The organism is Mycolicibacterium rutilum (assembly GCF_900108565.1).
GTDB lineage: Bacteria > Actinomycetota > Actinomycetes > Mycobacteriales > Mycobacteriaceae > Mycobacterium > Mycobacterium rutilum.
Map to the genome: position 1 here is coordinate 1 of NZ_LT629971.1, position 24,426 is coordinate 24,426.

Sequence of the window (24,426 nt, forward strand, 5' to 3'; positions counted from 1 at the left end):
TCATGGCCATCGAACGGGACAACAACCTGTGGCTGTCCGAACCGCGGCCGCTGCTCGCCGCCGCCGAGGTCGACGACGTCCTCAAGGCCCAGCTAGTGTCCTGAGTCATTAATTCCGGTCGAGTTGTTAGACTGGGTTATGCCGACTCCCCATGCCGCCGAGATCGTGTTGACCGATGCTGAGCGAGTAGAGTTGGAGGGTTGGGCGCGGCGACGCCGCAGCGCCGGGGACTTGGCGATGCGCTCACGAATTGTGTTGGCCGCAGCTGATGGCGGTTCCAATACGAGCTATCGCAACGACTCGGACTTGCGATCACCACGGTGCGGCGGTGGCGTAACCGGTTTGCCGTCGATCGTCTCGACGGTCTGCTCGACGAACCGCGCCCGGGACGGCCACGAGTAGTTGGCGACGAGCGGATCAAGGACCTGATCACCACGACGCTGGAGACCACTCCACCTAATGCCACCCACTGGTCGACGCGATCGATGGCCGAGCACCTGGGATTGAGTCAGTCGATGGTGTCGCGAGTGTGGCGGGCGTTCGGATTGACTCCGCACAAACAGGATTCGTGGAAGTTGTCCAAGGATCCTCAGTTCGTGGACAAGGTGCGCGACGTGGTCGGACTCTACCTCGATCCTCCCGAACGAGCCGTCGTGCTGTGCGTCGACGAGAAGACCCAGATCCAGGCCCTGAACCGGACTCAACCCGTGTTTCCCATGCTGCCGGGGACGCCGGCGCGGGCCAGCCACGACTACGTGCGCCACGGCACATCGACCCTGTACGCCGCTCTTGATCTGGCACCGGCAAGGTCATCGGCTCACTACACGCGCGTCACCGCGCCCGCGAGTTCCTGGCATTCCTGAAGAAAATCGACGCCGAGGTACCTGACGATCTGGACTGCCATGTCGTACTCGACAACGTCTCAACGCACAAGACACCCGCGGTAAAGCGCTGGCTGACAAACCATCCCAGATTCGTCTTGCACTTCACGCCCACCAGTTCATCTTGGCTGAACTTGGTCGAGCGCTGGTTCGCCGAGTTGACCACCAAGAAACTACGTCGCGGCACTCACACATCAGTGCGCCAGCTCAACCGACATCCGCGCATGGATCGACACCTGGAACGACAACCCACGCCCCTACGTCTGGACCAAAACCGCCGATCAAATCCTCACCAGCATCGGCAACTACTGCACCAGAATTAATGACTCAGGACACTAGAGGCGGGCATCGGGCTGCGCACCCTCATCCACATGGACGACCCGCACCACCGCAAGGTGCGCGCCATCGGCGCCGACTGGTTTCGCCCGAAGGCCATGCGCGACTTGAAGGTTCGCGTCGATGAGCTGGCGAAGCGCTATGTCGACCGGATGCGTGACGTGGGTCCCGAATGCGACTTCGTCACCGAGATCGCGGTGAACTTCCCGCTGTACGTGATCATGTCGCTGCTGGGCTTGCCGGAGGAGGACTTTCCCGCATGCACATGCTCACCCAGGAGATGTTCGGCGGCAACGACGAGGAGTTCCAGCGCGGGAAGACGCCGGAGGACATGCTCGCGGTGCTGGCGGATTCTTCAACTACTTCGCGACGCTCACCGCGTCACGGCGCGCGCGAATCCCACCGATGATCTCGCCTCGGCGATCGCCAACGGCCGCCTCGACGGAGAACCGTTGTCCGACATGGACACCGCCTCGTACTACGTCATCGTCGCCAGCGCCGGCCACGACACCACCAAGGACGCGATCTCCGGCGGGCTGCACGCGCTGATCGAGAATCCCGGCGAACTGGAGCGGTTGCGCACCAACATGGATCTGATGCCGCTGGCCGTCGAGGATGATCCGGTGGTCGACGCCGGTCAAGGAGTTCATGCGCACCGCCGCGAGGACACCTCGGTGCGCGGGGTGCCGATCGCCAAGGGCGAGTCGGTGTACCTGGCTTACGTGTCCGGTAACCGCGACGAAGAGGTGTTCGACGACCCGTTCCGGTTCGACGTCGGCCGCGACCCCAACCGGCATGTGTCGTTCGGATACGGCGTGCACTTCTGCCTCGGCGCGGCGCTGGCGCGCATGGAGATGAACAGCTTCTTCACCGAACTGATCCCGCGGTTGGACTCCATCGAGCTGGCCGGCGCGCCGGAGCTGACCGCCACCACCTTCGTCGGCGGCCTCAAGCACCTGCCGGTTCGGTACTCGCTGAGGTGATTTCGCTCGGCTTGCGCGCGTGCGTGGCCAGGAAGCCGTCGACGGCGGCTTCCGCGCACGCGCGGTAGTCGAAGTCGGCCACGGTCGAGAGCTTGCCGAGGATCAGTGGGCCGATGAGCAACGCGATGGTCTGGATGCGATCGGTCTCGTCGAGCTCCTCGGCCGCCTGCGGGCTGTCGAGGATCGCATCGAACGGCACCGAGTACAGCTGCACGATCCGGGACCGCAGCGTGCCGACGGCATCCGAATCCGCCTCCCGCACATCGGGATAAGGGCCGACATCCGGTCCGGACGCCATCCAGGTCATCGCGGTGAGCATCGCGGGCACCTCGGCGATCGACTCCGCCCAGCCCTCGACCACCGCGATCAGCCGGTCGCGCAGGCTGCCTTCGGCGGGCGGCATCGGCGCGGGGCTGAGCAGCCCCATGAACGCCGCGGCCATCAGGTCGTTGGCACTGGAGAAGTGGCGGTACAGCGTGGCCCGCGCGACGTTCGCGGTGCGGGTGACGGCGTCGATGGTCACGCGTTCGGCCGCCGCAGCAGCGTCGTGGCCGCTTCGAGCAGGCGCGCCCGGGACCGGGCGGGCCGCGGATCGCTACTCGGGCCGCTCATCGTTTACCCCTCCACACCGGGAACAAGACTATCGGTCTCAGTACAAGACTGTTAGTCTCAAAAAATCTCATCCGCCCGAAGGAGAACGACGGTTCATGGTCAACACCCTCGAACGGTCTGATCAGGATATCGACGCCAACCTGAGCACCCTGAGCAGATTCGGGCGTTTCTGGCTGCTGACGATCGCCAGCCTCGATGTGCTGCTGGTCATCGCATCGATGGTGGCGCTCAACGCCGCGATGCCCGACCTCGCGATCGAGACCTCGGCCACCCAGACCCAACTGACCTGGATCGTCGACGGCTACACGCTGGTGCTGGCCTGCCTGCTGCTGCCCGCCGGCGCGCTCGGCGACCGGTATGGGCGCCGTGGCGCGCTGCTGCTCGGGCTGGCGATCTTCGGCCTGGCCTCGCTTGCGCCGGTGTTCTTCGACAGCCCGACGCAGATCATCGTCGCGCGGGCGGTCGCCGGACTGGGGGCCGCATTCGTCATGCCCGCGACTCTCTCGCTGTTGACCGCCGCCTTCCCGAAGGACGAGCGCAACAAGGCCGTCGGCATCTGGGCCGGAGTCGCCAGTTCGGGGCGATCGTCGGTTTCCTGGGTACCGGCGTCCTACTGCACTTCTTCTCGTGGCAGTCGATCTTCTGGGCGTTCGCCGGTTCCAGCCTCGCGTTGCTGTTGTGCACGTTCACGATCCGGTCCTCCCGGGACGAGTCGGCCACCCCGCTGGACTGGGTCGGGGCGGTGACGATCGGCGGCGCGGTCGCCGTCTTCGTCTACGGCGTGATCGAAGCCCCGATCCGCGGGTGGAGCCATCCGATGGTCTGGGGCTGCATGGCCGCCGGCGTGCTGCTCGCCGGCGTGTTCACCGCGGTGGAACTGCGGCACCGCCATCCGATGCTGGACGTGCGATTGTTCGCCAAACCCGACTTCGCCACCGGATCGCTCGGCATCACCTTCCTGTTCTTCGCCAACTTCGGTTTCTTCTTCGTCGAGATGCAGTACCTGCAGCTGCTGCTCGGCTACAGCGCGCTGCAGACCGCGTTCGCCTTGTCCCGTTGGCACTTCCGATCATGGTGCTCGGCGCGACCATGCACCTGTACCTGCCGAAGGTCGGGCTGCGGGCCGCGGTGACCACCGGGTTGCTGTTTCTGGCCGCCGGGTTGTTCTGGATGAGCAGGCTCGGCGCCGACGCGGCGTACATCGATCTCGTCGGCCCGCTGTTGGCGGCGGCGGTCGGCATCGGGTTGTGCGTCGCGCCGACCACCTCGGCGATCATGAACGCGGTGCCGACGGAGAAGCAGGGCGTGGCCTCTGCGGTCAACGACACGACCCGCGAGGTCGGTGCCGCGGTCGGCATCGCGGTCGCCGGTTCGGTCCTTGCCGCGCAGTACAATTCGTCGCTCGGGCCGGCGCTGTCCACGGTTCCGGAGCAGGTGCGGGGCGCCGCGTCGGACTCCCTTGCCAATGCCCTGGCGGTGGCGCAGCAACTCGGAACCGCGGGCGCCGACCTGGCCGCCGCGGCCACCGCCGCGTTCGTCGACGCCATGAGCCTGTCCCTGACGGTGCTCGCCGTGGTCCTGGTGGTCGCCGCGGCGTTCGTCGCGGTCTGGGCGCCGGGCCGCGACGGCGAGCAGTTCGGCTTTGTGAAGCGGCGACGTGCGTCAGCCGATGAACTCGGCGGCGCGGTGCCCGAGCATGCAGATGCTGGCGTGCGGGCCGCGGCTGGTGATCGCCGGCAGAACTGACCCGTCGACCACCCACAACCGATCCACCCCATACACCCGGCACTGCGGGTCCACCACGGCGCGGTCATCGCCGTCGACACCCATTGGCGCCGTGCCCGCCAAGTGCTGTGAGGTGGACCAGGACACCGGGCCGAATCCGGTTGTCCTGCCGATCAGTTCGCGGACCATACCGACACCCGAGCGCAGCAGCGCCACGTCGCCGGGCGCGCTGTCGTACCGGTGCTCGATGACCGGCGGGGTGTTTGGGTCGGCGGTGCGCACCGTCAGCCGGCCGCGCGACGTCGGTTGCATGACCGCCACCCCGATGTGGGGATGGTCGGCGGGGTCGTCGCGCCGGCCGCTGACCATGGCACCGAACCCGGCGGTGTACGGCCGGATCTCCAGGCCGTCGGCCGTGGTCAGGACGGCTTCCAGCGGCGGCACCCCGTGGGTCTCCGCCCAGTGCACCGGCAGCACCCACTCCGGGTGGTCCGAGGTCGCCGCACCCACCGGAAGGTCGGCCACCACCGGGATACCGGCGGCCTGCAGCGCGTCGGCCGGACCGATGCCGGACAGCATCAGCAGGTGTGCCGACCCGATCGCCCCGGAGCACAGGATGATTCGGTCGCCGCGCAGGTCGGCGGGGCCGTCGGGTCCGACCGCCTGCACGCCGACGGCCCGACCGTCGGCGATCAAGATCCGCAGGACGCGGGTGTCGGCGAGCAGGGTGAGGTTCGGCCGGTTCATCGCCGGTTGCAGGTAGGCCCCGCCCGGGCCGACGCGCGTGCCCTGCTGGATGTTCAGCGGCACCGCCCCGATCCCGGAGCCCAGGGGTTGCTCGAGCGTCGACCCGTTCAGGTCGGGAATCCAGGGATGCCCGGCTGCGGTTGCTGCTTGAACGAAAGACGCTGTGCAGCCGTCGAATTCCGAAACCCTGCGGACTGCGATCGGGCCGTCGTCACCGTGCAGGGGGTTGGTGAAGTCGAGGTCGGTCTCGATCGCGCGGAAGTGGGGCAGCACGTCGCTGAACGACCAGCCCGGCAACCCCCAGCTGTCGAAGTCGGCGGGCAGACCGCGGCAGAAGTAGCCGCCGTTGACCGCCCCCGATCCCCCGACCACCGCGCCGCGCATGATCTGCGCCGCCCGCGGCGGGTCGACGGTGAGCGTGGTCGGGTACCGGTGCACGACCGAGCTGGCGTCGCCGATCGGCAGCCGCAGGCCGTTGCTGATCTGTGCGTGCACGCGCGGGTCGGACGGCGCCGGGCCGGCCTCGATCAAGGTGACTTGGCACGACGCATCGGCGGAGAGGCGTTCGGCGAGAACGGAACCAGCGCTGCCCGCGCCGACGATCAGAACGTCAGGCACGCGATCGGTGCCGCTTCACGTTCGGATCTGGGGCTTGAGCGCGCCGAGGTGGCGCTCGCGGACCACACCGGACCACAGGCCCACGCCGTAGGCCAGGTCGTCGAGCCGCTTGAGCAGCACGTAGGTCAGCAGCCCGACGGGTTTGGTGTCGTCCTCGGCCTTACCGTTGCGGGTCAGCCAGTCGACCACCCCGTCGACCACCGCGGCCACCAGCACCACCTGTCGGCAGCGCCGCGACACCAGCGCCGCGATCAGGGCCACCGGCCAGTAGTGCCGGCAGATCGCCGACGCCAACTGCATCGCCGCCGACCACAGACCGTGGGCGGCGACCACCGCGACGTCCTTGGGTTCGGTCTCCACACTCGACAGTGACTTGGCGATGCGCCGTCCGGTGAGCATGGCGACGACGACGGAGGCCAGGTAGCCGATCGACGATCCCATCGCCAGCAGCATCCACGCCACCAGCGTCCACCCCGAGATGACCAGCGGAGCGGTCTTGCCGGGGTGCCGCGAGGCCAGGGGCGCGGCGGAACTGCCGTAGAATGCCTTGCGCAAGAACCACTCTCGCATCTGGGTGCGGTGATCATGGGCCACCAGAGCGATCGGCTCGTACCGCAGCCGCGCCCCGGACTCGATCAGCCGCCAGCACAGGTCGACATCCTCGCCGGAGCGCAGCGTCTCGTCGAACCCACCGACCTCCTTGAGTACCGACCGGCGACAGATGATCGCCGCACTCGGGACGTAGGAGACCGTGCCGTAGGGCACCACCGGGGCCTCGCGCAGGCCCAGGTCCAGCGAGGAGCGCACGGCCTCGTAGCGGCCGACCAGACTGTCCGGTTCGCGCAGCCCGACGATGCGGGGCGCCACCAGCGCGACGGCCGGGTCACAGAAGTGGCCGAGCAGCGCCTCGAGCCAACCGCGCCGCGGCACCACGTCGCTGTCGAGGAACGCCACGTAGTCGGTGTTGCATGCGGCCATGCCGGTGTTGCGCGCGGCGGCCGGTCCCCTGCTGCGCGCGTGGCGCAGCACCTGCACGTCGCTGTGGACATCGGCCAGGTCGACCTGCTCGAGCGGTGTCTGCGAACCGTCGTCGACCACGACGACCCGCAGCCCACGGACCGCGGTGAGCAGGCGGCGAACTCCAGAAGCATTGTCCCGCACCGGGATCACGAGCGTGACATCGCGATGCGACGGGCCGCTGGCCGGCCGCGGGTGCGCGACGGTGGCGTCGAGCAGCGTGCGCGCCAGCTGAGCGCTGACCGCGTCGTGGACTTCGAGCCTGCCGCCGTTGAGCATGGTCTGCGCAGCGGGCGCGAGGCGCAGCAGCCGCGTCGGGGATCCGCCGAGCAGCGCTGACCCCTCCCCGAGCACCTTCACCCGGCGATCAACCTGAACGGCGAACCCGTCGGGGAGCCGTGGACCCGTCATGTCAACATCCCGTCGCGATCGGGTACCCAACGCTCGATTCGCTGCAAACATGATTCGACCATGGCGTCGAAAATGCGGGCGCCCTCGTCGGCGGTGGCCGTCGTCGGATCGCCGAGCACGCCGACGTCGCTCACGGCCGCGATGCCGCCACGACGCAATTCGGGCATCAGCTCGCGCAGCGGCGCGCAGTTTCCCGGCACGCGTTCGTCGACCGCGACGTCCCGCGGCGAAAGATGTAGCAATACAGACGTTTCGGTATGGCCGGCGTGCGCGTCGGCCCCGGCGACCGTGCACGGACACCACGCCACATCGCGCTCCTCGTACCGAAGCAAAGCCGTTGCGGCGGCCAAAGCCTCCACGTTCCCCCCGTGCCCGTTGACGAAGACCAGCCGCGACGCCCACCGCGACGCCGAGCGGCCAAACTCCACCAGCAACAACCGCAGCGCCGAGGTCCCCACCGAAACCGTGCCGTCGAAGGCCTCGTGCTCACCGCTGGCGCCGTAGCCGATCGACGGCGCGATCCGCCAGATCGATCCATCTCCGCGGGCCAACCGGTCAGCAACCGCGCGCGCCACCGCGTCGGCGATCCTGGTGTCGGTGTCCAGCGGCAGATGCGGGCCGTGCTGTTCGGTGGATCCGACGGGCACCAGCAGTGCCGACGGTGTGCCTTTCAGCTGCTTCGACGTCGCATTCGCGAGCTCGCTGACGAAAGGCACCCGCCGATGGTAAGCCGAATTCACCTGGTATGCGCCAATTGTTCGTGCATGCGCAGCAATTGATTCGCCGGAATTTTCACGGGCGACATCGACACTGTCCCGTCAGTCCCCTGCGCCACGTCTGTACCAGGAGCTTTGCAAATTCGACGCGCGCGACGGCGCACCGGACTGCGGTCAGGTGTCCGTTCCGCCGGGCACCCCGAGCGCCCGCTCGAAGCCGGGCGGCACCAGGATGTCGTCGGCGCCGAGGTCGTGCACCGACGCGCGGCCCAGACCCATCAATGCAGAATCGATGCCCCCGCGGAGCACGTCGAGCACGTTCTCGACACCGGCCTGCCCGTTGGCGGCCAGGCCCCACAGGTACGCCCGGCCGATCATCACGGCGCGTGCCCCCAGCGCGACGGCCTTGACGACGTCGCTGCCGCGCCGGATGCCGCCGTCGAGCAGCACCTCGATCTCGTCGCCGACGGCCTCGGCGATCGCGGGCAACGCGCGGATCGCCGCCGGCGTCCCGTCCAGGTTGTTGCCGCCGTGATTCGACACCGAGATCGCCGAAACACCGGCGTCCACAGCGCGTTTCGCGTCGTCGACCCGCATCACGCCCTTGAGCATGAACGGGCCGCCCCACAGCTCACGCAGCCACGCGATGTCTTCCCAGGTCGGCGGCGGGGTGCCCATCCATTCCCCGTAGGCGTGGAAGAACGGCGGGCCCGCCTCGCCGCGCGCGGCCTGGTTCGGCACCCGCAAGTTCGGCGGCCGCATCGTCTTGCCCCACTGCCACATCCAGCTCGGCCGGGTCAGCCCGGTCGGCAGCATCCGCACGGTGGTGCGCAGGTCCATCTGCTCGGGGATCTTCGGGCTGCCCCAGTCGCGGCCGTGCGAGAAGCTCCAGTCGGTGGTCACGATCAGCCCGACAGCGCCGGCCGCGCGGGCCCGCTCGACCCGCGCCGCGATCGCGTCCCGGCCGCCGAGCCAGTAGACCTGGAAGAACAGCTTGGGGTTGGCGGCGATGACCTCTTCGATCGGCTTGCTCGCGAACGACGACAAACCCATCGCGGTGCCGCGCGCGGCGGCGGCGCGGGCGACGGCGACCTCCCCGTCGGGGTGCACGGCCTGCACGCCGGTCGGCGAGATCAGCACGGGCAGCGAAATCTCCTGGCCCATCACGGTGGTCGCCAGATCGCGCTTCTCGGTCGCGCCGATGACGTGGGGCGCGAAGCCCAACTCCGCGAACGCCTCGACGTTGTCGGCGACCGTCACGCCCTTCTCGCTGGCCGCCAGCAGCGCGGAGTACACCGGCTTGGGCAGACGCCGCCTCGCCCGCTCCTGGGCGGCGGCGACGGTTTCGAACCAGGTGTCGGCCATGACTTACACCGGACTTTCGTTGCAGAGGCGTTTCGGAGGCGCGCCGGCGCCGACATCCGACCTTGGGGGTTTGGTCAGCAGCTTCAGTGCGACGGGCCCGCTGCGGGAGTGATCGACGCTGGACTTGGGCTTGACCCGCTCGCGGGCCAGCGCGGGAGCGCCGTAGCCCTCCACACATTCGGGGTCCGGGCCGTCCATCGGCAGCCCGGTGAAGAACTTCGCGGCCATGCAGCCGCCGCGGCAGCTGTCGTAGTGGTCGCAGCTGCTGCAGGCACCCGCCGACTGCGGCTCGCGCAGCTGGCGGAACAGCGGAGCGTTCTTCCACACGCTGTCAAAACCGCCGTCCGACAGGATGTTTCCGGCCAGGAAGCGGTCGTGGATGGCGAACGGGCACGCGTAGACGTCGCCGACCGGGTCGATCAGGCAGACCACGCGGCCGGCGCCGCACAGGTTCAGGCCCGCCAGCGCGCCGGGCGCACCGAGGCCGGACAGGTGGAAGAACGAGTCGCCGGTGAGCACCCGCTCACCCTTGGCCACCAGCCAGTTGTACAGCTGCACCTGCTGTTCTGAGGTGGGGTGCAGATCGTCCCAGACGTCGGCGCCGCGGCCCGACGGCCGCAGCCGGGTGATCCGCAGTGTGGCGCCGAACTTGTCTGCCAGGGCGACGAATTCGTCGAGCTGGTCGACGTTGTGGCGGGTCACCACCACCGAGATCTTGGCGTCCTTGAAACCGGCATCGGCCAGGTTCTGCAACGCCCTGGTGGCCATCTCGAACGAGCCGGCGCCGCGCACGGCGTCGTTGACCTCGGCGGTCGCGCCGTCCAGCGAGATCTGCACGTCGACGTAGTCGCTGGCCGCCAGCCGGGCCGCCACCTGCGGGGTGATGCGCACCCCGTTCGTCGAGAACTTCACCCCGACGTGGTGCGCGGTGGCGTAGTCGACGAGCTCCCAGAAGTCCGACCGCACCGTCGGCTCACCGCCGCCGATGTTGACGTAGAACACCTGCATGCGCTCGAGTTCGTCGATGATGTCCTTGCACTGCTGGGTGGTCAGCTCGCGCGGGTCGCGCTTACCCGACGACGACAGGCAGTGCACGCACGCCAGGTTGCACGCGTAGGTCAGCTCCCAGGTCAGGCAGATCGGGGCGTCCAGTCCGTGCTCGAACTGCTCGACGAGCCGAGGCACCGGGGCGATTGAAGTCATTGGGGCACCAGCATTTTCGATTGAGCAAGCACACCGAGTGCATGCAGATACGGCGCCTGCTGCGCGTCGTCGACACCGGCGGCCCGGCAGGCGGATCGGACGTCGGGATGCTCGGAGAGCACGTTGACGACGTCGACGATGGTGCGGTTCTTCAGGAACGACAGCTTGCGTGTGCCGAAGTGGTAGAGCAGCGCACCGAACGGCTCGGGCCGCACCGCCACCTGGTGGTGCAGCCGCCAGCCGCGCTCGGGGTCGAAGACCGCGTCCTCGGCCCCCGTCGACGTCGAGGTCACGGTCAGTAGACCCCGCACATCCCGTCGATCGACACCTCTTCGACGAGGGTCTCGGTCACGAGCTCGTCGTTGTTGACCTGCTGATTCGGTTCCATCGGGCTCCGCCTTTCACTTCACCGGTTCTCGACAATGTGATCGAGGTCGCAATAATATGGCATCGAGTGCCTAAATGGAAAGGGGGCCCCTGACGGACGAGCACCGGGTGGGCCGACGGCGCTCCACGACGTGGGACCACATCAGCAACGTCGCGATCGACCTCTTCGCGACCCGCGGCTTCGACGAGGTCAGCGTCGACGACGTCGCGGAGGCCGCCGGCATCGCGCGCCGCACCCTGTTCCGCTACTACCCGTCGAAAAACGCTTTGCCCTGGGGCGATTTCGACGCTCACCTGGCGCACATGCGCGACCTGCTGGCCGATTCCGATCCCGACGTGCCGATCCGTCATGCGTTACGCACGGCACTGCTGGCGTTCAACACGTTCGACGAAACCGAGACCGCACGACACCGCAGGCGGATGCGGGTCATCCTCGAGACGGCCGCGCTCCAGGCGTACTCGATGACGATGTACGCCGGCTGGCGCGGGGTGGTCGCCGACTTCGTCGCCAAGCGGCTGGCCACCACGCCCGGGGACCTGGTGCCCCAGACCGTGGCGTGGACGATGCTCGGGGTGGCGCTGTCGGCATACGAGTACTGGCTCGCCGACGAGGCGGTGCCACTGGCCGACGCGCTGGGCGCCGCGTTCGACACCGTCGCCGACGGACTGCGCGCGCTGGATCCCTGATTCACCCGGCTCCGGTCGCGGGCCCGCGCTAGTTTTGGGCGATGCCGGAGAAGAAGACGGGACAGACGCTTCTGTTCGACGGGCTGTGGACCAAGGGCACCGCGTTCACCGAGCAGGAGCGTCACGAATTCCGTTTGCTCGGTTTGCTTCCCACGGCGGTCAAGTCACTCGAACAGCAGACCGAGCACTCCTGGCTGGAGTTCTGCCGCCGGCGCGAACCGCTGGACAAACACATCTATCTGCGCAACCTGCAGGACCGCAACGAGACGTTGTTCTACCGGGTGCTGCGCGACCACATCGCCGAGACCATGCCGATCGTCTACACCCCCACCGTCGGCGAGGCGTGCCAGCGGTTCAGCGAGATCTACCAGCGGCCCCGCGGGCTGTTCGTGTCCTACCCGGACCGCGAATTCCTGCGCGAGGTGCTGCGCAACCGTCCGCGGCGCGAGGTCGACGTGATCGTCGTGACCGACGGGCAGCGCATCCTCGGCCTCGGCGATCAGGGCATCGGAGGCATGGGCATCCCGATCGGCAAGCTCTCGCTCTACACGCTCATCGGCGGCATCGACCCGGCGCGCACGTTGCCGATCGTGCTCGACGTGGGCACCGACAACGTCGAACTGCTCGAGGATCCGCAATATCTGGGTTGGCGGCACCGCCGCATCGGCGACGACGAGTACTACGCATTCATCGACGATTTCGTCACCGTCGTGCACGAGGAACTGCCCGACGTGCTGCTGCAGTGGGAGGATTTCGCGACCGCGCACGCGCTGCCGATCCTCGAGCGTTACCGCGACAAACTGCTCACCTTCAACGACGACATCCAGGGCACCGCCGCGGTGACGCTCGGCGCGCTGCACGGAGCGGCCCGGGTGGCCGCTCGGCCGCTGTCCCACCAGCAGGTGGTGATGCTCGGCGCCGGTTCGGCGGGCATCGGCGTGCTCGACATGGTGCACCGCCAGATGGTCACCGAGGGCCTGAGCGAGCAGCAGGCCGCGGCGCAGATCTGGGTCGTCGACATCAACGGACTGCTCACCGACGACCGCACCGACCTGTCCCCCGGCCAGCGCCGGTTCGCCCAGCCCGCCGACCGGGTCGCCGGCTGGGGACTGTCCGGCCCCGCGCAGCTGGCCGACGTCGTGCACCACGTCGAGGTCGGCGTGCTGCTCGGATTGTCCACCGCCGCAGGCGCATTCACCGAAGAGATCGTCCGGGAGATGGCGGGCAAGGTGGACCGGCCGATCATCTTCCCGCTGTCGAACCCGACCAGCCGCGCCGAGGCGCACCCGGCCGAGCTCGACGAGTGGACCGACGGCCGCGCGCTGATCGCGACGGGTTCGCCGTTCGCGCCGCTGCAGCGCAACGGCCGCGAGCATCCGATCGCGCAGTGCAACAACGTCTACATCTTCCCGGCGATGGGCCTGGCCGTCACCGCCGCGCAGGCCACCCGCGTGACCGACGAGATGATGCGCGCCGCGGCCGCCGCGCTCGGCGACGCCTCCCCCGCACTCGCCGACCCGGACGCGCCGCTGCTGCCCGCCTGGTCCGATGTGCCCGACGTCGCGCTGAGCATCGCCCACGCCGTCGCGGTGCAGGCCGTCGCCGACGGCGTCGCGCCCGAGCGCAGTCCCGAACAGCTGACCCAGCGGATCACCGAGGTGCGCTGGACGCCCGAGTACCGCAGCTGAGCGCTCGCCGAAAAAATTTTCCGCCAGGACCCGTCGGAGTTCGGTGCCCGGCGGCGACGATAAGGGTGTGAGCGCCGAACCGAACGGCCCCGACGCTCCGCGGGCACTGCTGGAGTTGTACGACGACGCGCTACCACGCGTGTACGGCTACTTCGTCCGGCGCTGCGGTGACCGCGGGACGGCCGAAGACCTGACGTCGGAAACCTTTCTGGCGGCGATGGACGCTGCCAGAAAGGACGCTCCACCGCCGATCACGGTGCCGTGGCTGATCGGGGTGGCCCGCCACAAACTGGCCGACCACTACCGCCGCCGCCACGACCGGTTCAGCGTCCCCGTCGACGAGGTGCCCGAACCCGACGTCTCCGACGACTGGGACGCCGAACTGGACCGCATCGTGGCCGAAAGCGTGCTGACCAAGCTGTCCGAGCAGCACCGCACGGTGTTGACGCTGCGCTACATGGACGACTGCTCGGTGCCCGAATGCGCCGAGCTGATCGGGCGCACCGTGCACGCCACCGAGGCGCTGCTGGTGCGGGCCCGCCGCGCTTTCCGCGCCAACTATCCGGGACCGGAAGGAGGGAAGTCATGAACGACCCGCTGGCCGTGCTGCGCGGCGACGACTTTCCGGTGCAACCGGATCCGGCTTTCGCCGCCCGGTTGCGTGCCCGGCTGGAATCGGCGCTGACCCTACCGAACCGAACCGAGGAGGTTGTCATGAGCGGAACCGATACCGCGATCGCCGAACTGTCCGACACCGCGTCCGACCCGGTGCACACCGCGCCGAGAGCGGCCGCGCTGCCGTACCTGACCGTCGCCGACGCGCGGGCGGCCATCGCCTGGTACGCCGAGGCATTCGGCGCGACGGTCGTCGGCGAACCGATCGAGATGGACGACGGCCGCATCGGCCACGTCGAACTGGCGATCGGTGACGGAGTGCTCTACCTGGCCGACGAGTATCCCGAGATCGGCCTGAAAGCGCCTGCACCGCAATCGACTTCGGTGAGCCTGATGCTGCACGTCGCCGACACCGACGCCGCGTTGCAGCGAGCCCGCGACCGCGGTGCCGAGGTGCAGCGCGAACCGTACGAGAACTACGGCGCGCGCAGCGCGGCGCTCATCGACCCGTTCGGCCACCGGTGGATGCTCAGCGGTCCGGTGACGCAGGCGGGTGTGCAGATCCAGCACGGCGACGTCGGCTACGTCTCGGTGTGGGTGCCCGACGCCGAGCGGGCCGCGGCGTTCTACGGCCACGTGCTCGGGTGGACCTACGACCCGGCGACCCACCAGGTGACCAACACCGACCAGCGGATCGGGATCTTCAGCGTCGACGGCACCCAGGGGATGCTGTGCTGCTACGCCGTCACCGACATCGACGGCGCGCGGCAGTCGATCACCGACGCCGGCGGCACCGTCGGTCGGGTCACGGAGTTCGACTTCGGCACCGTGCTCGACGCCACCGACCCCAGCGGTATCGCGTTCGCGGTGTTCCGGCCGAAGCCGGGCACCCCGCGGCCGGCGGTCAACGGCACTGGGCCGGGCGAACTCTCCTACATCACGCAGCTGGTGCCCGACTCCGCGGCGTTCCGGGCGTTCTACAGCCGGGTGCTGTTCTGGACGTTCGAGCCCGGCCGCGTCGACGACGGTTGGGCCGTGCGCGATGTCCATCCGATGGCGGGCATCGCGGGCGGCAACGCCGAACCGGCGATCGTGCCGATGTGGACCGTCGACGACGTCGACGCCGCGGTCGCGCGGGTCCGTGAGGCGGGCGGGACCGTGATCGAGGAACCCTCGGAACAGGCCTACGGCCGCTCGGCGCTGTGCACCGACGACCAGCACACCCGCTTCTACCTCGGCCAGTTCTAACGGCGACTTCGGTGTAGTTGGTGGCGCTGGGCGCAACTAACTACACCGAAACCGCAACGTACTCAGCCCAGGACGTCGGCGATGGGTGCGCCCGCGGCGATCTTGCCGCGGGCCTTCATCACCTTGCCCGGCATACCGCCGCCGACCACGCCGGCCACCACGCCGTCGCGCTCGTAGTAGGCCAGGAACTTGCGGCCGTCGTCCTCGACGACGTGCACGGTGTCGCCGGGTTCCGGTTCGCCGAGGCACTGGATCTTGACGTCGTACTGGTCGCTCCAGAAGTACGGCACCGACACGGCCGCGGGCGGCTCCTGCCCGAGCATCGCGGGCACCAGGACCCGCGCCTGGTCGGCGACGTTGCTCCAATGCTCAACGCGCACTTGATGACCCAGGCTGTGCCGCCACGACGCCACGTCGCCGATCGCCCACACGTGCGGCGCGCTGGAGCGGCCGTTGTCGTCGCAGACCACACCGTTGTCCAACTCCAGGCCGCTGCCCTCCAGCCAGTCGGTGCCCGGCCGCGACCCGATGCCCACCACCACGATGTCCGCCTCGACCTCGGTGCCGTCGCCGAGCACCACCGTCTCCACCCGGTCGGCCCCGCGCACCTCGGACACCCCGACACCGCAGCGCACGTCCACGCCTTCGGCGCGGTGCAACCGGGCGACGAGTTCGCCGATCTGCTCACCGAGCACCGACGCCAACGGTGCGGGCTGCGGCTCGACCAGCACCACGTCGGCGCCGAGCTTGCGCAGGCTGGCCGCGACCTCGCAGCCGATGAACCCGGCGCCGACCACGACGGCGCGCCGCGCGGAGCCGGCCTCCTTGCGCAGCGCGACGGCCTCGTCGTAGTTGCGCAGCACGTGGATGCCCGCCAGATCCGGGAACGACGGAATGCGCTTGGGCACCAGACCCGTCGCGATGATCAGCTCGTCGTAAGCCAGTTCGGTGCCGTCGGTGAGCGTGATCGTCTTCGCTTCGGTGTTCAGCGACTTCGCGCCGCTGCCGAGCCGCACGGTGATGTCGTTCTCCGAATAGAACTCCGCGGGCTTGAGGGTGACGTCGTCGGTCTCGGCGCGCAGCACTTCCTTCGACAGCGGCGGCCGGTCGTAGGGCAGGTGGTCCTCGTCGCTGACGATGGTGACCGGACCGGCGTACTCGGACCGTCGCAGCTGTTCGGCCGTGCGGGCCGCCGCCAATCCGCCGCCGACGATGACAATGCCGCTCGTAGAGGTCATGGACAGTTTCTTACACGATGCGTGTGGTGTTTTGTCCGCCACCCCGGCCTCAGGTGCTTAGCTGCGCGAGGGGGCGCCCCGGTCGCGATCGATGATGTTCGTCAGCACCACGATGCTCTCGCTGCGCTCGACGTCGGCGGCCGAGCGGATCCGTTCGAGCGCCTCTTCGAGATGGCGCATGTCGCGGGCCACCACGTGCAACATCGCGTCGGCCGTGCCGGTGACAGTAGCCGCGCTGATCACCTCCGGGATGTCGATCCACGCCGCGCAACCGTTCTGGCGCGATTGTGCCGTGCCGGAACACCTGCACGTACGCCTCGGTCGTCCAGCCGAGCGCGCTGCGGTCGACGACGGTGGTGAAGCCGCGGATGACGCCGTTGTCGAGCAGGCGGTCGACCCGGCGCTTCACCGCGGGCGCGGACGGGTTGACCCGTTCGCCGATCTCCGCGTACGTGGCGCGCGCATCGTTGGCCAACGCCGCCAGGATCTGCTCGTCGGTCTCATCCAGCCGGTCCACCATCACCTCCGCGCAACAAAACACTGCTATCAGCAGTTTGGCACAATGTATAGGTCCTGAACACGCAATGAACGACGATTGATTGCAAATTCATGCCGCCATACCGTTGATCTATGACGATCTCCCCCGTCGCCGCCGCCCCGGACGGCGACCGGACCGCCTCGCGACGGTCCCGCACCCGGCACTACGCCATGACCCCGCCGACCTTCTTCGCCGTCGAGTACGCGATCAACCCGTGGATGGACACCGACACCGTCGTCGACACCGCCCTCGCACTGGCGCAGTGGGAGACGCTGCGCCGGACGTACACCGACCTCGGCCACACCGTCGACATCATCGATCCCGTCGCCGGCCTGCCCGACATGGTGTACGCGGCCAACGGCGGCCTGATCGTCGACGACACCGCCGTCGTCGCCCGGTTCGCCTATCCGCAGCGCGCGGCCGAGGCCGACGCCTACGCCGCATGGATGGCCGCCCGCGGCTACCGGCCGGCCCAGACCCGGCACGTCAACGAGGGCCAGGGCGATCTGTTGGTGGTGGGCTCGATGGTGTTGGCGGGCTTCGGCTTCCGGACCGACCGCCGCGCCCACGACGAGATCGCGGACCTGGTCGGCAGGCCCGTGATCAGCCTGGAACTGGTCGACCCGCGGTTCTACCACCTCGACACCGCGCTCGCCGTGCTCGACGACACCACCATCGCGTACTACCCGCCCGCGTTCACCGACGAGTCGCGCGCCACGCTGTCGGCGCTGTTCCCCGACGCGATCGAGGTCGGCACCGCCGACGCCTACGTCCTCGGGCTCAACGCGGTGTCCGACGGCTGTCACGTCGTACTGCCCGCCGCCGCAACCGGTTTCGCCGACCAGCTCGTCGCCGACGGATTCCAGCCGGTCGGCGTCGACCTGTCCGAACTGCTCAAGGGCGGCGGATCCATCAAATGCTGCACGCTGGAGGTGCATTCATGACCACGATCGAGACCACCACGCCGGCGACCGAGCGGGCGATCGCGCTCGACGCCCGCCACACCGCGCACAACTACTCCCCGCTGCCGGTGGTCGCCGCCAGTGCCGAGGGCGTCTGGATCACCGACGTCGACGGCCGGCGCTACCTGGACTGCCTGGCGGCCTACTCGGCGGTCAACTTCGGCCACCGCAACGCGGAGATCACCGCGGTCGCGCACGCCCAACTCGATGCCGTCACCCTGGTCAGCCGCGCGTTCCACTCCGACCGGCTGGGGCCGTTCTGCGCCGCGCTGGCCGACCTGTGCGGCAAAGACATGGTGCTGCCGATGAACAGCGGCGCCGAGGCCGTCGAGAGCGGGCTCAAGGTCGCGCGCAAATGGGGCACCGACGTCAAGGGTGTGCCCGCCGAGACCGCGAACATCGTAGTGGCGCACAACAACTTTCACGGCCGCACTACGACGATCATCAGCTTCTCCGACGACGCGAGCGCCCGCCGTGGCTTCGGGCCCTACACGCCCGGCTTCCGCATGGCCCCGTTCGGTGACGCCGACGCCTTCGCCGACGCGATCGACGAACACACCGTCGCGGTGCTGGTCGAGCCGATCCAGGGCGAGGCCGGGATCATCGTCCCGCCCGACGACTTCCTGCCCCGGCTGCGGGCGCTGTGCACCGAGCGCAATGTGCTGCTGATCGCCGACGAGATCCAGTCCGGGCTGGCGCGCACCGGGCGCACGTTCGCCTGCGACCACTGGGGCGTGGTGCCCGACGTCTACCTGCTCGGCAAGGCGCTCGGCGGCGGTGTGCTCCCGGTGTCGGCGGTGGTGGCCGACCGCGACGTCCTCGGCGTGCTGCACCCCGGCGAGCACGGGTCGACCTTCGGCGGCAACCCGCTGGCGGCGGCGATCGGCGCGACCGTCGTCGAGATGCTCGCCCGCGGCGAATACCAGCGTCGCTCAACCGAACTCGGCGCTCATCTGCACCGGCGGCTGCGCGCGCTGATCGGACGCGGTGTCCTCGCGGTCCGCGGCAAGGGGCTGTGGGCCGGCGTCGACATCGACCCGGCGCTGGGCACCGGCAAGGAGATGTGCCGACGCCTCGGGCAGCGCGGTGTGCTCGTCAAGGACACGCACGGCTCCACGCTGCGGTTCGCCCCGCCGCTGGTGATCACCGAGGACGAGATCGACTGGGCGGTCGACCAGTTCGAGGCCGCGCTCACCTGATGCCGGCGAGCAGCCGCAAAGTGACCCTAAAACCCGCAAATTGTGGGCATTTCGCGTCTGCTCGCGGGAGAAAAGTCAGTACTTCATCGTGCCGCGGTCGACGGCGATCTGGCTGCCGGAGATGGTCCGGGAACTGTCGCCGGCCAGCCACGCGACGACGTCGGAGACCTCTTCGGCCGTCATGAACTCCTGCAGTCCCTTGTTGCCGTCGGAGTCGACCGGGTGGTACGGCATCGGCGAGAAGCTGTGGATGAAGTTGGGGTGCTTGCCGAAAAGCTGAATCATCGCTTCCTTCTCGACCATCGGGGTGTCGATCGAGTACGGGTGGATGGAGTTGACCCGGATGCCGAACTCGCCGGCTTCGATGGCCAGCGCGTTGGTCAGCGCGGTCACCCCGTGTTTGGACGCCCCGTAGTGCGCGTTGCCCGGGGTGGCTTTCAGCCCGGCCGACGAGCTGACGATGATGATCGACCCGCCGTTACCCGCCTCGATCATCGCGGGCACCGCCGCGCGCACGGTGCGCCAGGTGCCGTTGAGGTTGACGTCGATGACGGTGTCCCACTGCTCTTCGGACATCTCCCAGATGCGGCCCCAGCTCAGCACGCCGGCGTTGGCGACGACGATGTCGAGGCGGCCGAACTGCTCGACGCCGTCGGCGACGACCTGCTGCAGCGCGGCCAGGTCGCGGACGTCGACCTCGCGGGCCAGCACCTTGCGGCCGGTGGCCTCCACGGCGCGCACCGTCTCGGCGAGCTCCTCGGAGGTGGCCAGCGGATAGGTGATGGTCTCCGAGATCGGCGCGCAGACGTCGATCGCGATGATGTCAGCGCCCTCCTCGGCGAGCCGGATCGCATGCGACCGGCCTTGCCCGCGCGCGGCTCCGGTGATGAACGCCACGCGGCCTTCCAGGGGTTTCGTCGCCGTCACCGCTGCTCCTTCCGAGGGATGCTGCGGACAGGCTAACAGCCGAACTGGAACGTGTTCTAGTGCCGCGGTCAGTCGAGCGGGTCGCGGATGATCGGGCAGGTCATGCAGTGCCCACCGCCGCGGCCGCGGCCGAGTTCGGCGCCGACGATCGTGATCACCTCTACCCCGGCGCGGCGCAGCAACGTGTTGGTGTGGGTGTTGCGGTCGTAGGCGAACACCACCCCGGGTGCGACGGCGACGAGGTTGTTGCCGCTGTCCCACTGCTGACGCTCGGCGTCGTAGGCGTTGCCGCCCGTCTCGACCACCCGCAACTCGCCGACTCCCAGCGCCGAGGCCACCACCTCGACGAACGGCTTGGTCGCCTCGACGACCTCCACGCCGGGGTCGGCGTCGCTCGGATACAGCGTGAACGTCTGCATGGCGTCGACGATCTCCGGATAGATGGTCACGACGTCGCGGTCGGCGAACGTGAAGATGGTGTCCAGGTGCATGGCCGACCGCAGCTTCGGCATGCCCGCGACGATCACCTGTGTCGCCGCGCCCTCGGCGAACAGCGCCGCGGCCACCTGGGTGATGGCCTGGCGCGACGTGCGTTCGCTCATCCCGATGATGACGACGCCCTGTCCGGGGACCAGTACATCGCCGCCCTCGAATGTGGCCAGCCCCCAACTTGATTCGGGATCGCCCCACCACACCCGGGACCCGGCGAAGTCGGGGTGGAACTCATAGATCGCCTTCATCAGCAGGGTTTCGTCGTGCCGGGCGGGCCAGAACAGCGGGTTGAGCGTCAGACCGCCGTAGATCCAGCAGGTGGTGTCGCGGGTGTAGAGCGTGTTGGGCAGCGGCGGCATCAGATACTCGGTGACACCGCTGTTCTCGCGCGCCAGGCCGCGGTAGCCCGACTGTGTGTCCTTCGGCAGGTCCCGGATGGACATGCCCCCGATGAGCAACTCCGCGAGCCGCTGCGGCGGCAGCGAGTCCAGAAATCCCCGGGTGTCGTCGACCAGTCCGAGCCCGACCTCGTTGGGCACGATCTTGCGGTCCAGCAGCCACGCCTTGGCCTGCGGGTCGCTCATCGTCTCGGCCAGTAGCTCGTGCAGTTCGACGACCTCGACGTCGTGGTCGCGCATCTTGTCGACGAAGTCGAAATGGTCGCGGCGCGCGTTCTGCACCCACAGCACGTCGTCGAACAGCAGGCTGTCGCAGTTGGTGGGGGTCAGCCGCTCGTGCGCGAGGCCCGGCGAGCACACCAGCACCTTGCGCAGCCTGCCGACCTCGGAGTGCACACCGTAGTCCGTGGGGTTCGACACGTCAGTTCTCCTCCTGTGCATCAGATTTCGATGGCGCCGGTGGCCAGCGAGAACACTCCCGCGACCGCGCCGACAACGATCACGCCGAACAGCACGGCCTCGGCGGGACGGAACACCCGCAGGCCGCGTTCGCGTCGCGCCTTGAAGTACAACGCGGCCGCGGGGGCGTAGAGGATGCACGACAGCAGCAGCTTGTCGATGCCCGCCGCGTGGACCAGGAACAGGGTGTAGACGGTGGCGACCGCGGCGATCGCCATGTCCGGCGCGAGCGACTGTCGGGTGTCGTAGGTTTCGCGGGTGAGCGTGAGCTTGAGCGCGTAAGCCGCCGCGAGCAGATACGGAATCAGCGACAGCGCCGCGGTGAGGTCCAGCATGAAATCGAGTGCGTCCGCGGCGAACAGCAGCGCCACCAGCAGCAGCGTCGTCAGGCCCGCCGCCATGACCAGCGCCGTGACGGGGGCGTCGTGGCGGTTGGTGCTGCTCAGGAAGCGCGGCATGTCGTCGGACTTGGCGGGGATGAACAGCACCTCGGCGGCCATCAACGTCCACGCCAGGTAGGCGCCGAGCACCGACACGATGACCCCGACCCGGATGAACACCGAACCCCACGGGCCGACGATCGACTCCAGCACCGCGGCCATCGACGGCTGGCTCACACCGGCGAGGTCGCTCTGCGGCATCACGCCGTAGGACACCAGGGTCACCAGGGCGAAAACGCTGAGCACGCTGAGGAATCCGATGACCGTCGCCCGGCCGACGTCCTCCCGCCTGCGCGCCATCCGCGAGTACACGGCGGCGCCCTCGATGCCGAGGAAGACGAACACGGTGATCAGCATCGTGCCGGTGGCCTGCTCCCACACCGCGGCGAACGAGTACTGCCCGCCGCCGCCCCAGAAGTTGTCGGCGAACACCCCGGCCTCGAACGCGACGATCGCGATCAAGATGAACACCAGGATCGGCAGCACCTTGGCGATTGTGACGATGTAGTTGATGACGGCCGCGTCCCGGACCCCGCGCAGCACCAGGAACACGAACAGCCACACCCCGATCGCCGACACCACCACGGCCAGCACGGTGTCGCCCGCCCCGAACGCCGGCACCACCGCGCTCATCGTCGTCGTGATGAGCACCCAGTACGACACGTTGCCCGCGCACGCCGACGCCCAGTAGCCGATCGCCGAGTTGAACCCGACGTAGTCCCCAAAACCGGCTTTGGCGTAGGTGAAGATGCCGGCGTTGAGGTTGGGCTTGCGGATCGCGAGGCGCTGAAACACGAACGCCAGCATCAGCATTCCGGTGCCCGCGACGGTCCAGGCGATCAGCGCACCCGCCACGCCGGTCTCGGTGCCGAAGCGGCGCGGCAGCAGGAACACCCCGGAGCCGATCATCGACCCGACCACCATGGCGGTCAGGGTCGGCAGGTTGACCTTCTGCTCGGCCTGTTCGCTACGGGTCTCCGTCGACGTCATGTCACGTCCTCCTCGGTGGGTGCGGCCTTGACGACCCGGAAGCCGGTGAACCCGTAGACCACGCTGAGCAGCGGGCTGGCGATGTTGAAGATCGCGAACGGCAGATACGCCAGCGTCGACACCCCGAGCACCGCGCTCATGAACGCCCCGCAGGAGTTCCACGGCACCAAAGGCGACGTCACGGTGCCGCTGTCGGCCGCCAGCCGCGAGAGGTTCTGCGGTGCGAGTCCGCGCTTTTCGAACTCCAGCCGGAACACGCGGCTGGGCAGCACGAGCGCGATGTACTGGTCGCCGGCCACGATGTTGAGGCCGATACCGCTGGCGAAGACGGAAAGATACAGTCGGCCGGTCGATTTCGCGGATTCGATCAGCGGCCGCACCAACCGGTCGATCAACCCGAACTGCTCGAGCAGGGCGCCGAACGTGACGGCGCCGATGATCAGCCAGATGGTGAGCAGCATGCTGTCCATGCCTCCGCGTGACAGCAGCCGGTCGATGTCGGCGATGCCGGAGTTCATCGTGAACCCGTTGGCCATCGCACGCCAGATCGCCTGCACCGAGCCCGCGATCATGTCGCTGCTGCCGTGGATCTCGGCGACGAAGCCCGCCACGACATCGCGTTGCAGGAGCACCGCCTGGATGCCGGCCCACAGTGAGGCGGCCAGCAGCGCCAACGAGGCCGGCGCCTTGCGGATCGACAGCACCACCAGGATCACCAACGGCAGCAGGTTCAGCGGGGTGATCGAGAAGATCTCGCTCAGCTTGGCCAGTTCGACGTCCTCACCGACGGTCTGGCGTACCGGCGGGCCGACGATGCCGAGCAGCGCGAACACCACCGCGGCGATGACGAATGCCGGGACCGACGTCCACGCCTGGCTGCGGATGTGGGTGTAGAGGTCGACCTTGACCATCTGCGCGGTGAGGATCGTCGTCTCCGACAGCGGCGAGAGTTTGTCGCCGAGGTACGCCCCGGAGATCACCGCTCCCGCGGTGATGGCCGACGAAACCCCGAGCATGGTGGCGATCCCGACGAGCCCGACGCCGACGGTGCCCGCGGTCGTCCAGGAACTGCCGATCGACATTGCCACGACCCCGCAGATGACCGCGGCAGCAACGTAGAAGTAGCCCGGCGACAGCACCTGGATGCCGTAGTACACCAGCGTCGGGATGGTGCCCGACAGATTCCACGTCCCGATCAGGGCGCCGACGGCCAGCAGAATGAACAACGCGCTGGTGATCGACGACATCGCACCCTGGCCGGCCTCCTGCACGGCGGTCCAGCGGTGCCCGTTCTTCAGCGCGATCAAAGCCGCGACCGCGCAACACATCACCAGCGCGACCTGGATCGGACCGTCGAGGGCGTCGAGCCCGAACAACGCGATCGAGCTACCGATCAGGACTGTGAGAGCGATTAGCGGGACAATCGCGTCGACCAGCGACGGACTGCGAATCGCCTGATGCTCCAGCGAGTCCGTCATCGCAGGACCCCAGGGGGCCGCTACGCGGCACGAACCGACGGTAGCAGCCCGCGGCGTGTGATACGC

General features: G+C 68.6%; 18 protein-coding genes and 5 pseudogenes. 9 read left to right on the plus strand and 14 right to left on the minus strand.

Translation table 11 applies throughout. The features are described 5' to 3' along the window. Window positions 1–138: 138 nt before the first annotated feature. Both BLW81_RS00005 and BLW81_RS00010 read left to right on the plus strand, forming a co-directional pair. Window positions 139–1,220: pseudogene (locus BLW81_RS00005) on the plus strand (IS630 family transposase). Beyond that, window positions 1,217–2,200, plus strand: a pseudogene (locus BLW81_RS00010) (cytochrome P450); the annotation flags it as partial. The pseudogenes BLW81_RS00005 and BLW81_RS00010, both read left to right, overlap by 4 nt. Here BLW81_RS00010 and BLW81_RS00015 read toward each other — a convergent pair. Then, window positions 2,166–2,812 (minus strand): annotated as a pseudogene (locus tag BLW81_RS00015) (TetR/AcrR family transcriptional regulator). The pseudogenes BLW81_RS00010 and BLW81_RS00015 sit on opposite strands and share 35 nt — an antisense overlap. 95 nt (window positions 2,813–2,907) lie before the next feature. On the opposite strand from BLW81_RS00015, the pseudogene BLW81_RS00020 reads away from it, so the two are divergent. Further along, a pseudogene (locus BLW81_RS00020) lies at window positions 2,908–4,558 on the plus strand (MFS transporter). On the opposite strand, the gene mftG reads toward BLW81_RS00020, so the two are convergent. The 7 genes from mftG to mftA form a co-directional block, all read right to left on the minus strand. Next, complete coding sequence (gene mftG / locus BLW81_RS00025) at window positions 4,475–5,902, minus strand: mycofactocin dehydrogenase MftG (RefSeq protein WP_083405410.1); 1,428 nt, start codon at window positions 5,900–5,902, stop codon at window positions 4,475–4,477. The pseudogene BLW81_RS00020 and the gene mftG overlap by 84 nt on opposite strands. 15 nt (window positions 5,903–5,917) lie before the next feature. Further along, window positions 5,918–7,330, minus strand: a complete 1,413-nt coding sequence (gene mftF / locus BLW81_RS00030; RefSeq protein WP_083405411.1) for a mycofactocin biosynthesis glycosyltransferase MftF — start codon at window positions 7,328–7,330, stop codon at window positions 5,918–5,920. Then, on the minus strand, window positions 7,327–8,070 hold the full coding sequence (mftE, locus tag BLW81_RS00035) for a mycofactocin biosynthesis peptidyl-dipeptidase MftE (RefSeq protein ID WP_083405412.1): 744 nt from the start codon (window positions 8,068–8,070) through the stop codon (window positions 7,327–7,329). Before mftE ends, mftF begins: the two co-directional genes overlap by 4 nt. Before the next feature lie 150 nt (window positions 8,071–8,220). Beyond that, complete coding sequence (gene mftD / locus BLW81_RS00040; RefSeq protein ID WP_083405413.1) at window positions 8,221–9,411, minus strand: pre-mycofactocin synthase MftD; 1,191 nt, start codon at window positions 9,409–9,411, stop codon at window positions 8,221–8,223. Window positions 9,412–9,414: 3 nt separating this feature from the next. Then, window positions 9,415–10,614: a mycofactocin radical SAM maturase gene (mftC, locus tag BLW81_RS00045; RefSeq protein WP_083405414.1), complete on the minus strand. Its 1,200-nt coding sequence runs from the start codon at window positions 10,612–10,614 to the stop codon at window positions 9,415–9,417. Beyond that, window positions 10,611–10,907 (minus strand): mycofactocin biosynthesis chaperone MftB, encoded by a 297-nt coding sequence (gene mftB, locus BLW81_RS00050; protein WP_083405415.1) that lies wholly within the window; start codon window positions 10,905–10,907, stop codon window positions 10,611–10,613. The genes mftC and mftB overlap by 4 nt, the downstream gene beginning before the upstream one ends. A gap of 2 nt (window positions 10,908–10,909) precedes the next feature. Beyond that, a complete protein-coding gene (gene mftA, locus BLW81_RS00055) occupies window positions 10,910–11,002 on the minus strand; it encodes a mycofactocin precursor MftA (RefSeq protein WP_083405416.1) in 93 nt (30 codons plus the stop codon). Between the two features lie 74 nt (window positions 11,003–11,076). Here mftA and mftR point away from each other — a divergent pair, with 74 nt between their 5' ends. From mftR to BLW81_RS00075, 4 genes are all read left to right on the plus strand, one after another. Beyond that, complete coding sequence (gene mftR, locus BLW81_RS00060) at window positions 11,077–11,688, plus strand: mycofactocin system transcriptional regulator MftR (protein WP_083405417.1); 612 nt, start codon at window positions 11,077–11,079, stop codon at window positions 11,686–11,688. Window positions 11,689–11,729: 41 nt separating this feature from the next. Beyond that, complete coding sequence (locus BLW81_RS00065; RefSeq protein WP_083405418.1) at window positions 11,730–13,376, plus strand: NAD-dependent malic enzyme; 1,647 nt, start codon at window positions 11,730–11,732, stop codon at window positions 13,374–13,376. Window positions 13,377–13,443: 67 nt separating this feature from the next. Then, window positions 13,444–13,965, plus strand: a complete 522-nt coding sequence (locus BLW81_RS00070) for an RNA polymerase sigma factor (RefSeq protein WP_083405419.1) — start codon at window positions 13,444–13,446, stop codon at window positions 13,963–13,965. After that, window positions 13,962–15,239, plus strand: a complete 1,278-nt coding sequence (locus BLW81_RS00075) for a VOC family protein (RefSeq protein WP_083405420.1) — start codon at window positions 13,962–13,964, stop codon at window positions 15,237–15,239. Before BLW81_RS00070 ends, BLW81_RS00075 begins: the two co-directional genes overlap by 4 nt. Window positions 15,240–15,301: 62 nt before the next feature. Here the strand turns inward: BLW81_RS00075 and BLW81_RS00080 are convergent, their stop codons facing one another. Next, window positions 15,302–16,477, minus strand: coding sequence for an NAD(P)/FAD-dependent oxidoreductase (locus tag BLW81_RS00080; protein ID WP_083405421.1), 1,176 nt, complete (start codon window positions 16,475–16,477; stop codon window positions 15,302–15,304). A 57-nt stretch (window positions 16,478–16,534) separates the two neighbouring features. Continuing rightward, window positions 16,535–16,994, minus strand: a pseudogene (locus BLW81_RS00085) (Lrp/AsnC family transcriptional regulator). A gap of 113 nt (window positions 16,995–17,107) precedes the next feature. Here BLW81_RS00085 and ddaH point away from each other — a divergent pair. Together ddaH and rocD are read left to right on the plus strand one after the other, a co-directional pair. Then, window positions 17,108–17,959, plus strand: coding sequence for a dimethylargininase (gene ddaH / locus BLW81_RS00090; protein ID WP_083405422.1), 852 nt, complete (start codon window positions 17,108–17,110; stop codon window positions 17,957–17,959). Further along, window positions 17,956–19,176 carry an ornithine--oxo-acid transaminase gene (rocD, locus tag BLW81_RS00095; protein ID WP_083405423.1) on the plus strand — a complete coding sequence of 407 codons (1,221 nt, stop codon included), beginning with the start codon at window positions 17,956–17,958 and terminating at the stop codon, window positions 19,174–19,176. The genes ddaH and rocD overlap by 4 nt, the downstream gene beginning before the upstream one ends. Before the next feature lie 75 nt (window positions 19,177–19,251). Here the strand turns inward: rocD and BLW81_RS00100 are convergent, their stop codons facing one another. The 4 genes from BLW81_RS00100 to nhaC form a co-directional block, all read right to left on the minus strand. Further along, window positions 19,252–20,103, minus strand: coding sequence for a mycofactocin-coupled SDR family oxidoreductase (locus BLW81_RS00100; RefSeq protein WP_173839557.1), 852 nt, complete (start codon window positions 20,101–20,103; stop codon window positions 19,252–19,254). Between the two features lie 68 nt (window positions 20,104–20,171). Continuing rightward, the gene (locus BLW81_RS00105) at window positions 20,172–21,434 is read right to left on the minus strand and encodes an arginine deiminase (protein ID WP_407662298.1); all 1,263 of its coding nucleotides are present in this window, start codon (window positions 21,432–21,434) and stop codon (window positions 20,172–20,174) included. Beyond that, entirely contained in the window at window positions 21,434–22,882 is a 1,449-nt protein-coding gene (locus tag BLW81_RS00110) for a basic amino acid/polyamine antiporter (RefSeq protein ID WP_083405425.1), read from the minus strand. Before BLW81_RS00110 ends, BLW81_RS00105 begins: the two co-directional genes overlap by 1 nt. Beyond that, the gene (gene nhaC, locus BLW81_RS00115; RefSeq protein WP_083405426.1) at window positions 22,879–24,360 is read right to left on the minus strand and encodes a Na+/H+ antiporter NhaC; all 1,482 of its coding nucleotides are present in this window, start codon (window positions 24,358–24,360) and stop codon (window positions 22,879–22,881) included. Before nhaC ends, BLW81_RS00110 begins: the two co-directional genes overlap by 4 nt. Window positions 24,361–24,426: the final 66 nt, after the last annotated feature.